Raw genomic sequence first — 14,111 nt, forward strand, 5'->3', positions numbered from 1 at the left:
GCGAACAAAAATCTATTGACGGGGAAGGAGTCTTTACCTATACGTTAGCGAGTAAAAATGGTATACCTTTTTCTGCACGTCTGCCTAACCAACCTGTTAGAGCGATGCCCTGGACGAAAACGAATTATCCGGACTCTCTGAAAAACTTCATGGCTCCGGTTCGAAAAAAAGCAATTGCTATTGCAAACGCCCTGTTAGCGGATGGTCGGTCTGAAGACTCTGCCATCGCGATTGCCACGGAAAAAGCGAAAGAATGGGCTGAGAATCGCGGCTTGAAAGTTCGTAAAACCCGTACTACCTAAGTGATACATTTCCACCCGACCCAGAAGCGGCCGGGTGGGAATGTATTTAATACGGAACAAACCGCTGGGTAGCATTTACGACTGGTTTGAGCGTTTGCAGATACGCATACATGGCTCCCAGGTCTTTTTCCTCCATGCCGCCGTACATGGTCCAAGGCATAGGCGTCTGGAAGTTACCGTGATTGATCGAACGCGGTTCGTAGGTAGCATCGGCGTAAGACTTAAAGCGGGCAATGAATTCCTGGCGAGTCCAGCGACCCAAGCCCGTCTCCAAATCAGGGGTCAGGTTAGCCGATACCACTACACCCAGATCTGAAGGAAACTCTCTTCCGCCGGCAAAAGCCTCTTCTTCGATGATCTGCCCATCTTCTACCCGAGTATGACATTCTTTACAGCCAGCGGCGTTGATCAGATACGCTCCGTACGCTACTTCATCCGATTCGTCAGGACGTTGCTGAGGACTTGCCGGTTCGGGAAGGGTATTCATCACCAAGTTGAAAGGAAAATCAGCCTTACTTTCGGGCACGGCATTTTCCTGAGCGGGAATACTCCGCAGGTAGGCGATAATGTCATACACATCTTGGGGATCCATCCGACCGTAATACTGATAAGGCATGACGGGAAATAAGGCCTGTCCGTCTTTGCTAACCCCCGTCGTGATGGCTCGGAAGATTTCGCCGTCGGTCCAGGTTTTTAAGGCGGCGGGGGTGATATTGGCCGAATAGAAAGTTCCGGGCAACCCATCTTCTTTAGTAAATACATTGCCTCCCTTTCCTAGCGTACTACTAACCATGGGTCCCGAATATTTGCGAAAATTGCGGGTACTATGACAATCCATACAAACGGCTACGTGATGGGCCAGATATTTGCCCCGTTGGATTCGTTCAGGACTTACATTTACCTTTAGCTTGGGTGGGGTTCCTACCTGAGGCAAGGCCAGATTTAGATAGATAAGAATGACACTGATGATACTAGCGATTCCTATTGCCAGCGTGGCAAGGGCTTTTCGAACGGGTTTCATTGACTTGGCGGTAAGGATCAATTCTGGATACCGTTGACGAAGAGGGCTGAAGTCAACAGAAGTGGCTTAAGAACAAACCTATGAAAAAAACCTGAAAGCGAAGCCTGGCGTTGTCTACACTAAAGCCTTTTTACTCACCGTTTATAGCTTTGACTCCTGAGTTACGAGCCTTCTTTATGATCCATATGAAATCTTTTTTGATTGGTAGTTTAGTATTTTTTTCTTCGGTCCTGCACGCTCAGGACGCCAAAAGTTTACTCGATGATGGCCTGAAGAAAGCCCAGGCCGGTCAGGTACGCGAAGCCCTTACCTCCTTCGATCAATCCATTGCCCTTAAAGACGACTATCCGGTACGCCAGAGCCGGGGAATGGCGTACTCACTGTTACGTCGGTATGAGGATGCGGTTACGGATTTTACTAAAGCGATTTCCTTTAAACCGGATGCGAAAAAATCCATGGTGAGTCGAGGTATTGCCCGTAAGAAACTAGCCGATTATCGCGGAGCCCTGAGCGATTTCTCAGCCGCTCTGAAAGTCGATAGCAAACTTGCCGAGGCTTACTACAACCGAGCCCTGGTCTATGAATTACTGGGCGAAACGGAGAAAGCTTGTAGCGATTACAAAGCGGCCTTTGCCCAAGGCATGAAACCCGCCGAACTGAAGGTGGAAACCTGTACTAACCCGCTACCTACTCCGCCTAATCGGAAACCTTTGTTACAACTGGCGGGTACGGCGACGGATGCCAAATACGGTACGACTAAAGCTACACCCATTAAAGTCGGAACGAGTCCGGCTGGCGAGTACGAAAACCTGACGACGTACCTGGATTTACTCCGCGACGGCCAGAATAAACCCGTGGAGTACAAGAAGACGGGTTCGTTACCGTATGCCTCCAGCAACGCTCCCAACGGAAAAGGTACCATTGATGTCGTGGAGATTAATTACCGGGATACGAAAAATGTAGCCAAGAAAACGACCTTGTATTTAACCATCTTCGATTTTGAAGCTCCCAAAGCTCCCGTAGGTTTGAAAAGTGTAGTACCCCTGACTGGTAAATAAGTTGCGTTTTTGATAGATACACAAACGGCTCGCTTTCTGAAGCGAGCCGTTTGTGTATGCGGTGATACCTTGTCGTCGTTGGCAGTTAAGCTAGCATTACCACGAATCAGAGTCCGCCGATGTGCTCAATAATCTTAATATAGTGATTACATGGAATAGCTCATTGCTTCGGATCGATCGCTTAGCTTTGGCACTCGTGACAAGACCTTTGCTCTTTCTAATCAAACGCGTATGCGGGTTTCCTTCGTAATCATCCCCAACGAACATCCCCTTTTCTACGGTCACTTTCTTTGGTTGATGATTAGCGTAGCCTTACCAGCTATGATTAAACGCCTCACAGGTTCCACCGCTTGAATCCAGTAGGTGGATTGACGTTTCTTCTTGTCCACTTTTTTTATTGCAAGTTCAGGTACACGACACCTTTCCTTATGCTTGCCCACTACTTTAACCCCAAAACCGAACAGGGCGTCCTTCGCCTGTCCATCGTTGTTACCATTGTGTTGGGCGGTTTCGGTATTGCCTTTGGACTGCTGGCCAGTTCATCGGCCATTATCTTCGATGGCATTTATGATCTTACCGATGCCGGAATGACCTTCCTTGCTTTGCTGGTTTCCAAACTAATCGCGGCCTCTTCAACCGGCAATACCGTCAAGACCAAGCTAACCGAGCATTTCACGATGGGGTTCTGGCATTTGGAGCCCATTGTTTTAGGGTTCAATGGCACCTTACTACTAGGCTCTGCCCTGTACGCTTTGGTGAATGCGGTGGATAGCTTTCTGGATGGCGGTCGAAGGCTGGAACTTAATTACGCCATCATTTTTACGCTGATTTCGCTGGTATGCACGCTTAGTATGGCCCTTTTTGCCAGTAAAGCCAATCAATCCATCCGCTCTGAACTTTTGGCCTTGGATGCCAAGTCCTGGTTTATTTCCACCGCCCTCAGCATTGCCTGGTTAGTAGCATTTACGTTCGGCATGATCATTGAGGATACGTATCTGGACTGGATGGTTCCTTATATTGACCCGGCTGTTCTGGCTATTGTTTGTCTTGTTGTTATTCCGCTCCCCATCAGTAACATCCGGCAAGCGGTGGCTGATATTCTTCTGGTAACCCCCGCAGACCTGAAAAAACACGTGGATGAAGTGGCTCAGAAAGTAGTCGAACGCTATGGCTTCATCGCGTACCGAGCCTACGTAGCCCGGGTAGGTCGGGGACGTCAGATTGAGCTTTACTTCATCGTTCCCATGAGCTGGCCCGCCAAACGCCTGGAAGAATGGGACGAACTTCGGGACCAAATTAGCGAGGCCATTGGTGAGGATACACCCGACCGCTGGCTCACGATCGTCTTTACGACTGATCTGGAGTGGGCGGAATAGAACGTGGTGACGCTACGCTAAACACCAATAACGGCAGGGAACGAGGTTAGGCCACTTCCGTACAGGTTGGAGATTTGCGTACTTATTCAGCCAGGATCTTCCGCATCAGCAGATCGGTTTGTTCGTCGTTGCCTACTTTAAACAGGTGCTTGTCGAAAGTAATAAATCCGTTTTTCTCATAGAACCGTATCGCCTTCGGATTCTCCTCCCATACGCCTAGCCATAGGGATGACTTGTGTTGTAACTGAGCTACTTCCAACGCTTTTTCATACAGTAGTTGTCCTACTTTTTTACCGTGGTAAGCCTTCTTTACGTAGATCCGCTCAATCTCAAGTGAAGTTTCCTCGCGTAGTTCGGTCTGAGCCTGGCCCGTATTTACTTTTAGGTAACCAATCGCACGTTCTCCTTCCCAGGCAATGAAAAAGAAGGATTCAGGATTATTAAGTTCGTTTTTTACCCGTTCGTCACTAAAGCTTTCTTCCAGGTATTTTTTCATATCTGCCTCGGTATTCCCTGCCGCGAAGGTCTCAGCAAAGGTCTCTCTGCCGATCTGCTGTAGTACGCTAAGGTCTTTTAGCGAGGCGTTACTGATTACTAGCGGTTCCATTTGACTCTTGTGTTCGATGTTTTGCAGGATTTGTTCCAGCATGTCTTAAACCTGGCTCTTGGCTTTCACTTGGCGTCCGCAAATTTACCCAGAAAACAGGCTTATTTTCTAGTCCAACTCTAACCTAATCAATAGTCCACCTAGGCGGCTGCGATATGGTTTTTTATCGGAGGGGTAAAGCTTGACTAACATCCGCTACGGCGAAACAAGCATTAAAAGAGCTACGGCTGGCTATTCAATAGCCAGCCGTAGCTCTTTACTGTATCCTTAATCAATTAGCTCTTTCTTAAATCTCTTCTGTTACGCTTTTCACCCCCAGTTCTGTGAAAAACGTTTTCCAGTACTGCGTGATGTTCGGGTTGTTGATCTTGGATGAAGTCGTCGGTTCGAACGGTAGTACCATGTGAACCGCCACTCCCGTCAGATTCGGATACTGACTTTTCAAGCCCAGAGCGTCGGCCTTGGCCCATTCGTCAGCCTGAGCGGTTGTCTTGGGAGGAGTATGATGAAAGTCCCGACGACTTTTCTGAGGCATGCTTTCCACCATGTCCGAAAAGTAATACACTTCCACCGGCTCTCCCTTGGAGGCTACCGCCCCAATGGCCTGCAAACTCGCCTGAATATCCGTTTGTTTGTTACTACGGCTTTCGTTGGGCGTAGCCAGTTGCGAAAGAATTTGCTTGGTGAAGCCAAGTCGTTCTTTCTGCAGAGAAAAATCGTAGTTGGTCTGGGCCGCCTCTACATCGGTCTGACTCATTCCTTCGGTAGCTTCCAGGGCCGTCCGGCTGGTGAGTTCCAGGGCTTTTCCCTTAGCGGTATTTTCGTGCATCAGCCATACTTCAATTTTATCACCCGCTCCGTTAATATCCCTCTGTACCAGATCCGTCAGCACTTTCGTGTACTTCTTTTCCACGTAAGCGGCATCCTCATTCACACTCAGGGATTTGTCCAGAAAAACGAGGGTATTTTTTGGTTTTGAGGACGAAGTTGTTTCGCTCGCTCCGGTTTCCTGTTGGGTATTTTGTTCGGAATTGTCGCCCCCGCAAGCCGTCAACAGGCCCAGCAGAGCGAAGGTAAGCCAATAGATTTTCATGAATGAATCAATGTTTCGGCGAAGGTTTTCCTCCGCATGCTTCTAGAGGTATGTACGAAAAACCGGTGTCTTTGGCCCGTTACCTCAGCAGTACCGTGATTAATGCGATGGCTGCGGGCAGAGCCTGTACCAGCAGGATCGACCGCGAGGCCGTCCAGCCACCGTAGACCCCGGCTACGACTACACAGCTTAAAAAAAATAGAGCCACATTTCGCGACCATTCACTGTCCCCGATGAGCAGTGACCAGACAAGCCCCGCCGCCAGAAAACCGTTGTACAGCCCCTGATTGGCGGCTAAGCCTTTTGTAGGCTCAAATAATTCGGGGGGTAAGGACTTGAAAGTAGCTTTACCACGCGTGGTCCACGCAAACATTTCCATCCATAAAATATAGACGTGTTCCAGAGCAACGACGGCGACGAGAATTTGGCTCAGAAGGTACATTCGGTTGAGGATTAAGTACGAGTGCCAAAGGTAAACTTTTTCGGCATTTCATCCTTTTTTTCGACTTCAGGCAACCCTTTCCTTCGGCTTTGCATATACTCCTTTGAAACCCTTTTCGTCGTGGAATTACTCGAAGCCTTACGCCAGCAAAATCCTTTCGCCCAGAAACGGGTCTACGAACAATTCGTAGGGCGAATGTTTCGCGTATGCCGCCGCTATGTACGCAACGACGAAGAAGCCCGCGACTTGCTGATGACTGGTTTTGTCAAGTTTTTTCAGCGGGTCCAAACCATTGAATGGCGGGAGGAGCAGGCTCTGGAGCCATATCTACGGAAGCTCATGGTTAACGAATGTTTACAGCACTTACGGCGGCAGAAGATTTCCTACGTAGCCGTCGATGAGCTTGCCGAACATCAGCAGCCTTTCCAGCCCCCAGATGACCACTGGAGTAGCGAAGAAGTGTATCGCCTGATTTTGGAATTACCCGATGGGTATCGCACCGTTTTCAATCTTTACGCCATCGAAGGGTATACCCACCGGGAAATCGCCGATCAGCTTCAAATCAGTGAAAATACGTCTAAAAGCCAGCTTCATAAAGCCCGGCAATTATTACAGGAAAAACTTAGAAAACGCGGATACGATTATGGAAAATCCCATGGATGACTGGTTTCGAAATCAGTTGGAGGATGTACCGGAAACGGTGCCCTTTTCGACGGAATCACTCTGGAAAGACATTCAGACCGCACAAAAAACCAAACCCCGCCCCTATTACCATTGGGTTGCGGCCGCGTGTGTAGCCGTGTTGTTGCTGGGAGGCCTCGGTTGGTTTTTGACTCAACCCGATCCCGTTGTGTCTGCCCCTGAGCTGACCCAGCGTTCGACTCCTCGTACCACCGCACCCGCCAAGCTTGCGATGCCGATTAGCAAACGAGTCCTTTCGATGCCAACTACACCAACGTCTAATCGTTTGGCAAGGCTTGCGAAGAAACCGGCCCCGCCGGTGCCTGTACCCCGTGATTCAGCCGTGGATGTTCTCAGCGTTACACCAATGGAAATCATTGCGGTAGAAACTCCGGTCCTTCCGCTGCCTTCATCCGTGGCCACTCGCCCCATCAAACGGTTCCGGGTCTTGCATGCCAATGATGTACAGGCTCAGCAGGACGCTCAACCTAAACTCTATCGCTCCGAAGGCTTTGTCCGGTTGGGACCCCCAGCGGCCGATTCGGCTCCGGTGCATACTCCTCATCTTTCTACGCATTCTCAACCCTAAATTTCTCTTTCGTATGTTACGTACCTGTTTGTTGAGCTTACTTCTCCTAAGTAAGCTGGGATCGCTATGGGCTCAGTCCATTGATCAGACGTATAAAAGTCACATTACACTGCGACTAACCAACGGTCAGTCGGTACAGTTGGAATTTAATCAGTTTTCGGACCTGCTGGCACACCGAAACCTGGATTCCGTCCTGCATCTTTTTGTAACGGATTACCAGAAAGTGCGGGATACTTCCGAGGCATTGACGGCTCATACAATCCGTTTCCGCTTCGACGAAAATCGGCGACAACTCGATGTACGCTCCTACCCGCAAACGCAGCAGGCCTACCATTTCTCCGGTACGGAGGAACCCGCCCTGCTCAAAACCCAAAGCGATACGCTTGAGCTACCCGCCTGGCAAGCTCCTGCTGCCGTAGGTTGGGGCTCGGGTTCGCCGCAATTCTGGGTGAGATTTATACTTAACGACCTTTCGTTTATTGAAACGCAATTGAAAAAAGGTGGTTTCAATCCCTTCCTGGAAGAAGCCATTCAATCGGTGTATCAGTACAAAAATCATCATCTGACCTCGTCTAAGGTCACGTTCGATTTGGTACAGGAGGGTAAGAAAGCGACGTTCAGTCAACTGAATTTCGTTCGGGCGGCCTTTATCTCTTTTCAGCCCCGGGCTGAAGTGGGCGTCATTCGGCATCGACTCGTACCCGCACTGGCGGCGGATGTCATGTGGGTACCCGACTCGTACCGCGGTATGGGCTTCTCGGTGGGCTTGCAATCGCACTTCTTTTTTCGAGGTACGCCCGAAACGGGCTTTCATACCGATCGGAATGATTTCCTGAATCTGGGCGTCCACTTCTACAGCCGCCGTCCCAACGGTCAGAAAGCGGAATTCAGTAAACTCCTGACGCACCTGAGTGTGGGCGTTCCCATCCGGCGAGTGGGTGGGTATTTCCCAAAAAATACGGTTCGACTGAGCGGGACAGTTTTTAGTCGCGGATTCATTAAACTTGAACCCGAACTGTATATGACGGGCTTTTTCAGGAACGTCTATCCGGGGGTACGTCTTCGACTCGGTTTGTAGATTTTCCCAGGATTTAGCGACGAAGGGTCTTAAATTTCCGTATATACAGCTAGACAGACGCCTAGCGGCTAAAACAATCGGGCTAATTGCTTGTTTATAAGATAATTACGCATCGCCCCCGATTGAAGCGTCGCTCCGGACTCTTCCAGCCCTACGAGCAGGCTGGCTTGAAAGTTTTCAGCAGATCCAAAAGAATTCCATTTCTTGGTTCCAACTATTTGGCTTTAAGCTGTGTCTGTAGTGTAATTTTGCCTGTACCACCGCTAAATGAACCAGAACCTTATCGCTGATTTATAATGAGCCAACCCTTCAAAAAAGCAGATATCATCTTCGACTGTGAACGAATGAAGCATGCTCACACGGGGCTTTATCACTTCTGTTTGCAACTGGGTAACGCGTTGCTCTTAAATCGAAAAAATACGCAGCACCGGTTGGGCTTTTACCTGCCTTCTTCGGAAATCGATTTATTTGGCGATCGTCCGTACAACAAACGGCAAAATTCGCTGCATAAATATGCCATGCCCTTTGCCAATCAGTACAAAGTCTGGCATGGTACTTACCAGGATTCTAATTATTTCCCCTTACGGAGTTCGGCCAAGAAAGTACTGACGATTCACGATCTGAACTTTTTACACGAGAATAAACCCCCGGAGAAAGTTAAGAAGTACACGCAGAAATTACAGGATAAAATTGATCGGGCCGATCGCATTGTTACCATCTCTAATTACGTAAAAAATGAGATTGAGTCTACGATGCACATGGGTGGAAAGGAAGTACAGGTCGTTTACAATGGCTGTAACATCAACGAACACATCAACCCGATTAAGCCCCAGTTCTCAACGGATAATCCGTTTTTGTTCAGTATCGGTACGGTAGCTCCTAAGAAGAATTTTCACGTCCTGCCCGCCATGCTGCTTCAGAACGATCTGGATCTGATCATTGCCGGTACGACTACGCATAAAGAGTATTATCAGAAAGTACTCAACGAATCCAAACGGCTGGGCGTACAGAACCGCGTTCACCTGACGGGACCGATTACTGAAGCCGAAAAATACTGGTTACTGAAAAACTGTGACCTGTTCTGCTTCCCCTCGCTGGCGGAAGGTTTTGGATTACCCGTTATTGAAGCCATGCACTTTGGCAAGAACGTAGTTCTCTCCGATGCTACTTCCCTACCCGAAATTGGTGGACCTTACGCCCATTATTTCAACGGCTTTGATCCCGACCAAGTGAGTGATCTGACCACTCAGATTCTCGAACAGATTGATACCAAGTCCGAAAGTGAACTCATCAAGGAATGGTCGCAGCAGTTTAATTGGCGAAATACGGCCAACCAATACTGGCAGATATACGAAGAACTACTCAATGAATAAACGATACAAAAAAAGGCCACCCGATCGGGCGGTCTTTTTTTGTACTTAACCTGTACGTAAAGAGCGGTCGTTATCTTGCTTTTACTTCCGTTATTTCAAGATATCCCAAAGGACAACCCTGAAAGGGACAAGGCCCGTCATAACATTTAACCTTTCCACTAACTAAAAGGTTAAAGTCGTCTATGTAAACAACGCCATCCTCTCGTGTTGCATTTTTAACACCCTTAAAAGGCATGAGTTTGGTTGAATCACATACGGTATACGTACTTAATCCAGAACCTGCCTTGTACAAAAAACCCCTAGTGCCTTTTTCGTGAAAACTCATAGGTACATCTTTGAGCGTTTCAATGGTTGCACCGTCGCAGGAGCATTTGTCCTTGCGATCACAAGAAAGGAAAATACTTCCAATCATTAAAAGTCCAAAAGTGAGTGCTTTTCTCATCATACTTTAGTAGTACTTATTGGCTCTTTGGTAATTCATTCGTTAGAATATTCTCGCTTACAAACTTATCGTACTAGTTTGATTTAGCAATTGAATTCTAACAAAGTCACTAGCTACATTAGGATACATCTTCACTTAATTTCCCGTTACGTTCTGATCTTATTCGGCTACGATCCTGCAAAACTATGCTTCGTCTTCTTTGCTATAAAAATACCCCCAAGTAGTATCTAACTTCTTGGGGGCACTTCACCTTAGGTTATTCTTTGTACTATTCCTACTTAAGGATTCGCTTTGGCCGGAGCATTTTTCAGCGAATTAATCCAGGCTGCGATTTTCAAGGCATCGCCTTTCGGTACCTGCGGCATAGGGGGCATTTCCGTCGCGTAACCCGGCCAGTTTTGCGGCTTGGGATTATAGATCAGATCCACAATTTTCTCGTTGGAGTAATTGCGTTTGGCCACGTCCCGGTACGCCGGTCCTACCTGACGCTTGTCGGCATTGTGGCAGGCCAGACAGGTATATTTCGAAAGCAGCGGCTTCACTTCTTCGTACGAAGGCACTTTCGCAACGGCAGTTTTGCCGTTTTTCGCTACGGTTTCTTTCGTTATTGTCGGTTTCTTCACCGTACTCGCTACCGCCGAAGTTTTCGTACTGGCTTCCGAAAGGCTCAGTTTTTCACCCGCCGGAATGTTATTGAGCGTGTAGTAGGCATTGGGGTGTACCAGACTAAACTTGGTACTTTTTTCGCGAATGCCATCGAGCGTCAACTGGTGGATGTAGTACTGACGCAGGTTGTCCACGATGATCCGGGCCTTAAGGCCGTCGCTGGATACTTTCACGCCTTTCACCGCATTTTCCACTTCATTGATCGTGGGGCTACCATAGGTGGAGTGGTACTTATAGATAAAGCTCTTCACCTTGTAGCTGGCCAGATCTTCAGCACTGGCCGCATCGATCGGCTGCGTAAACTCGACCTCAAAGCCATCCGGCATGGCCCGTACCGCCTTCATTTCGAAGGGCGTTTTACCGGTCCATACGAGTCGTTGCAAGCCTTCGTTGGCCTCCCCAGCGGAACCCCAGCCCCGATTGGTTTCACCCACGAACAGCGAATGATCTTTACCAAAAGCCATCCGCAGTACACCCGACTGGAAGCCGGAACGGAAGTCGAAAGCCGCCCCCTGGTATTCACCATTTACTTGTTCCATGAACACCCGCATGATTTTCGACTGTCCCTGATCCCCGATCAGCATTTGTCCGGCAAACGGACCGAACGCTCCCTGCGTATCATCAGCGATGATCTCCGAGTTCGAAATACCCAGTACGCCGTGGGGTAACCATACGGCAGGCAACTGAATTTCGGGGAACTTCTTTTTGGCTTCAAACAACAACAGCGGATTCTTCTCCGAGGCATCGTTTTCGGGTTTGATGGCCCGGCCATTGTTATCGCGGCGACGGCGTTCGTCGTACGTCTTGTAGAATTCTTCCTGCGAAAGTTTCACGGGTGAGTTCGGCAGCGACGTCCAGCGTAAACCTGCCGGGTGCCCTACGAACGCTCCTTTCTTCACGTGCCATACGCCCCCTGAACCCATCCAGTCACCCTGATTGTCGGTATAAAACAGATCGCCGTTGATCATACCCAATCCGCACGGCGAACGCATCCCGGTTGCCCAGGGCTCCATTTTTCCGTCGGGAGAAATTTTCATGATCCAGCCACGGTAGGGTACCTTACTCTCCCCCCGCCACCATTCTTCGTCGCCGAAAGCCACGTTGGCACTCACGAAGAAGCTGCCATCGGGAGCCACTTTCGGCCCGAAGCTGTACTCGTGGTAGTGGCCAGAAATCGGCCAGGCGTATACCGTCTGGTACTTGTCGGCTTTTCCGTCCCCGTTGGTATCGGTCAGTCGGGTCAATTCACCGCGTTGAGCACAGTAGAACGAACCATCCTTGTACACCAAACCCAGAATTTCGTGCAGACCGCTGGCAAACTTGCGAAAAAAAGGTCGCGGGCTGCTGGGGTTTTCAATCACCCATACATCTCCCCGACGCGTGGACACGGCCACATCGCCGTTGGGCATACTGGTGACGCCACCGATTTCGAGCACAATGCCTTCAGGCGTACTTACTTTGACAATTTTGTAGAGATCGCTTTCGGCCGGAGAACTGTCCTGAGCCAGGGCCGCCGTAGTCAGGCCCAGTCCGAGAAGCGTCGTATGAAGAATCCGTTTCATGCGTATATGCTTGTAAAGTAGCTGCTTCGCTTAAAGTCAGCTACGGATCTTATTAAAACAGAATTTCGTATTTGATCGCGTTGGTACTTACGGGCATCAGCAGCTCCTGACGATTGCCGGATTTGCGTAAGGTTGCACCCGTCACGCGGACGTAATACGACTTGCCGTCGATGGCATACAAACCGGGCTGTACCTCTACGATGTCGCTACCCGCGGCTACGAGGTGGTACAGATTGGCCGTCGGATTTTTCACCGTGATTTCGCGGACGAGGTATTTATTACCTTCGACCGGACGGATTTTATCCGAGACTTCGCTACCAAAATAGGTATAGTTGAAAGTCGGCAGGCCCGCTTCATCCACGTCATAACCCAAGGGCTTGTACGTGCCGCCTTCTTCGGGAAGATTCTCCGTCCAGGCTTTGGAAGAAGAACTTAACACGGCGAAATCAGGGAAATCATTGAAAGAAGCCAGTACGCCACGGGGCCGCGAGGAACCATCCCCCCGGTCGTGCCACATGGGCGTAGCATCGAGGAAATCGCCTTTCCAGGCCTGTACCAAAGCTCCGTTGTCGAGATCAAACGTATAATGCAGACCATCCGCAGAACCTACCTGTACGGCGTGTACAATCCGCTTGCGTTTGCCATCGGGGTAAATGTCCATGAAGCTACGGGTAATCGTGTTTTCACGAGCATCAATCAAAATGGGGTCCGTCGATGGATTGGTCAGCAGGGAAGCGACAGCCGTCAGGCTCGTATGCCGCACGCCGGGGCCTTCCACTTCGAGGGCTAAACCGGGGCGTACCCATTCGTCGCGTTTTACGTAGGCAATTTCTACGTTCGCCGTACCAGCGGGCAGTTTAATCGTACCCGCATTGTACTGACCGGGTTGCAGAAATCCTTCTTTCACAACGACCTGATTGTTGACTTTCAAACGAGCCGTACCACCCGCGGAAAGGAAGAATTTGTATTCACCCGCCGTAGGAACCGTAAGCTTACCCGTGTAGAGCAGGCCAAAGTTGTTCGTCTGATTGGTGACGTCCCAGTTTACTTCCGAAGGCGTACCCGTACTGGTTGATTTTAGCTTGGTGAAATCCGGAATCTGGGCGAAAGAATCGTTGTTGGAAGGCTCGTAAGCTTTGAACTGCGTACCCGTCAATTGCAGTTTTTCGTCGCCGTAGCTGCGATACCGAAGGTTACGGAACGCAATTGCCCCGTGATCCCCCTGAATCATGATGGGTCCTTTGGCGGCTTCTTCTTCCGAGATCGGGCCACCCGTCGGTCCGGAAAGTTCTACGTTTTCCTGAATGGTGATGCCGTTCAGCGAAATTTTCAACACCTTGGCGTTGGCAATTTTCTTACCGGAAGCGTCAAAACGAGGGGCCTGGAATGAGATTTCCATGTGTTGCCACAGCCCAGGAGCCTTACCCGCATTGATCCGGGGAGCGTGTCCTTCGTACATGCGACCCGAAGGCAATTCCCGGCGTTTGTAAATTCCGCCCACGTCGCTGTCTGCGGGAGCTTTCACGCCCCAGCTGTCGAGCAACTGAATTTCGTAGCGTCCCTGCAGGTAGAATCCGGAGTTCGAATGCGAAGCCATCATGAAGTCAAACTCCAGATCAGCATCGCCGTGTTCGAAGGTAGTCAGCAGGTTGGCCCGGTTGTTGGCATCGGGCTGGTTGACCAGCACGCCCGAACCGGCTTTGGTGGTAAGTACTTCTTTTTGCTGCAAATCGGCCGCTACCTCACCGACAATTTTCCAATTGCCCGCTTTCGTAGGACGAAACGCACTCATATCGGTCAGTGAAAGGGTCTGGGGAACCG

At 49.6% G+C, this 14,111-nt stretch carries 14 protein-coding genes; 7 read left to right on the top strand and 7 right to left on the bottom strand.

Annotation, left to right across the window (positions count from 1 at the left end; all coding sequences use genetic code 11):
* Positions 1-104: 104 nt before the first annotated feature.
* Positions 105-302, top strand: a complete 198-nt coding sequence (locus tag ACOJTG_RS08845) for a DUF2188 domain-containing protein (RefSeq protein WP_420153481.1) — start codon at positions 105-107, stop codon at positions 300-302.
* A 46-nt stretch (positions 303-348) separates the two neighbouring features.
* On the opposite strand, the gene ACOJTG_RS08850 is transcribed toward ACOJTG_RS08845, so the two are convergent.
* Positions 349-1,323, bottom strand: coding sequence for a c-type cytochrome (locus ACOJTG_RS08850; protein WP_420153482.1), 975 nt, complete (start codon positions 1,321-1,323; stop codon positions 349-351).
* A gap of 185 nt (positions 1,324-1,508) precedes the next feature.
* On the opposite strand from ACOJTG_RS08850, the gene ACOJTG_RS08855 reads away from it, so the two are divergent.
* Complete coding sequence (locus ACOJTG_RS08855) at positions 1,509-2,381, top strand: hypothetical protein (RefSeq protein ID WP_420153483.1); 873 nt, start codon at positions 1,509-1,511, stop codon at positions 2,379-2,381.
* A gap of 428 nt (positions 2,382-2,809) precedes the next feature.
* Positions 2,810-3,757 (top strand): cation diffusion facilitator family transporter, encoded by a 948-nt coding sequence (locus ACOJTG_RS08860; protein WP_420153484.1) that lies wholly within the window; start codon positions 2,810-2,812, stop codon positions 3,755-3,757.
* 82 nt (positions 3,758-3,839) lie between these two features.
* On the opposite strand, the gene ACOJTG_RS08865 is transcribed toward ACOJTG_RS08860, so the two are convergent.
* The 3 genes from ACOJTG_RS08865 to ACOJTG_RS08875 all read right to left on the bottom strand — a co-directional run bounded on the left by ACOJTG_RS08865 (position 3,840) and on the right by ACOJTG_RS08875 (position 5,899).
* Positions 3,840-4,406 (bottom strand): GNAT family N-acetyltransferase, encoded by a 567-nt coding sequence (locus tag ACOJTG_RS08865; RefSeq protein WP_420153485.1) that lies wholly within the window; start codon positions 4,404-4,406, stop codon positions 3,840-3,842.
* Positions 4,407-4,650: 244 nt separating this feature from the next.
* On the bottom strand, positions 4,651-5,457 hold the full coding sequence (locus ACOJTG_RS08870; protein ID WP_420153486.1) for a hypothetical protein: 807 nt from the start codon (positions 5,455-5,457) through the stop codon (positions 4,651-4,653).
* 79 nt (positions 5,458-5,536) lie between these two features.
* The gene (locus tag ACOJTG_RS08875) at positions 5,537-5,899 is read right to left on the bottom strand and encodes a DUF1304 domain-containing protein (RefSeq protein WP_420153487.1); all 363 of its coding nucleotides are present in this window, start codon (positions 5,897-5,899) and stop codon (positions 5,537-5,539) included.
* 120 nt (positions 5,900-6,019) lie between these two features.
* On the opposite strand from ACOJTG_RS08875, the gene ACOJTG_RS08880 reads away from it, so the two are divergent.
* The 4 genes from ACOJTG_RS08880 (at position 6,020) to ACOJTG_RS08895 (ending at position 9,620) form a co-directional block, all read left to right on the top strand.
* Positions 6,020-6,562, top strand: a complete 543-nt coding sequence (locus ACOJTG_RS08880) for an RNA polymerase sigma factor (protein ID WP_420153488.1) — start codon at positions 6,020-6,022, stop codon at positions 6,560-6,562.
* Positions 6,543-7,169 carry a hypothetical protein gene (locus ACOJTG_RS08885; RefSeq protein ID WP_420153489.1) on the top strand — a complete coding sequence of 209 codons (627 nt, stop codon included), beginning with the start codon at positions 6,543-6,545 and terminating at the stop codon, positions 7,167-7,169. Before ACOJTG_RS08880 ends, ACOJTG_RS08885 begins: the two co-directional genes overlap by 20 nt.
* A gap of 13 nt (positions 7,170-7,182) precedes the next feature.
* Positions 7,183-8,247 (top strand): hypothetical protein, encoded by a 1,065-nt coding sequence (locus ACOJTG_RS08890; protein WP_420153490.1) that lies wholly within the window; start codon positions 7,183-7,185, stop codon positions 8,245-8,247.
* Between the two features lie 344 nt (positions 8,248-8,591).
* Positions 8,592-9,620, top strand: a complete 1,029-nt coding sequence (locus tag ACOJTG_RS08895) for a glycosyltransferase family 4 protein (protein ID WP_420153491.1) — start codon at positions 8,592-8,594, stop codon at positions 9,618-9,620.
* A 70-nt stretch (positions 9,621-9,690) separates the two neighbouring features.
* On the opposite strand, the gene ACOJTG_RS08900 is transcribed toward ACOJTG_RS08895, so the two are convergent.
* The 3 genes from ACOJTG_RS08900 to ACOJTG_RS08910 all read right to left on the bottom strand — a co-directional run.
* Positions 9,691-10,065: a hypothetical protein gene (locus ACOJTG_RS08900; RefSeq protein ID WP_420153492.1), complete on the bottom strand. Its 375-nt coding sequence runs from the start codon at positions 10,063-10,065 to the stop codon at positions 9,691-9,693.
* Between the two features lie 275 nt (positions 10,066-10,340).
* Entirely contained in the window at positions 10,341-12,290 is a 1,950-nt protein-coding gene (locus tag ACOJTG_RS08905) for a hypothetical protein (RefSeq protein WP_420153493.1), read from the bottom strand.
* Positions 12,291-12,342: 52 nt separating this feature from the next.
* On the bottom strand, positions 12,343-14,111 hold a 1,769-nt coding region (locus ACOJTG_RS08910), incomplete at its 5' end, for a family 16 glycoside hydrolase (protein WP_420153494.1).

Source organism: Siphonobacter sp. (assembly GCF_048595215.1).
GTDB lineage: Bacteria > Bacteroidota > Bacteroidia > Cytophagales > Spirosomataceae > Siphonobacter.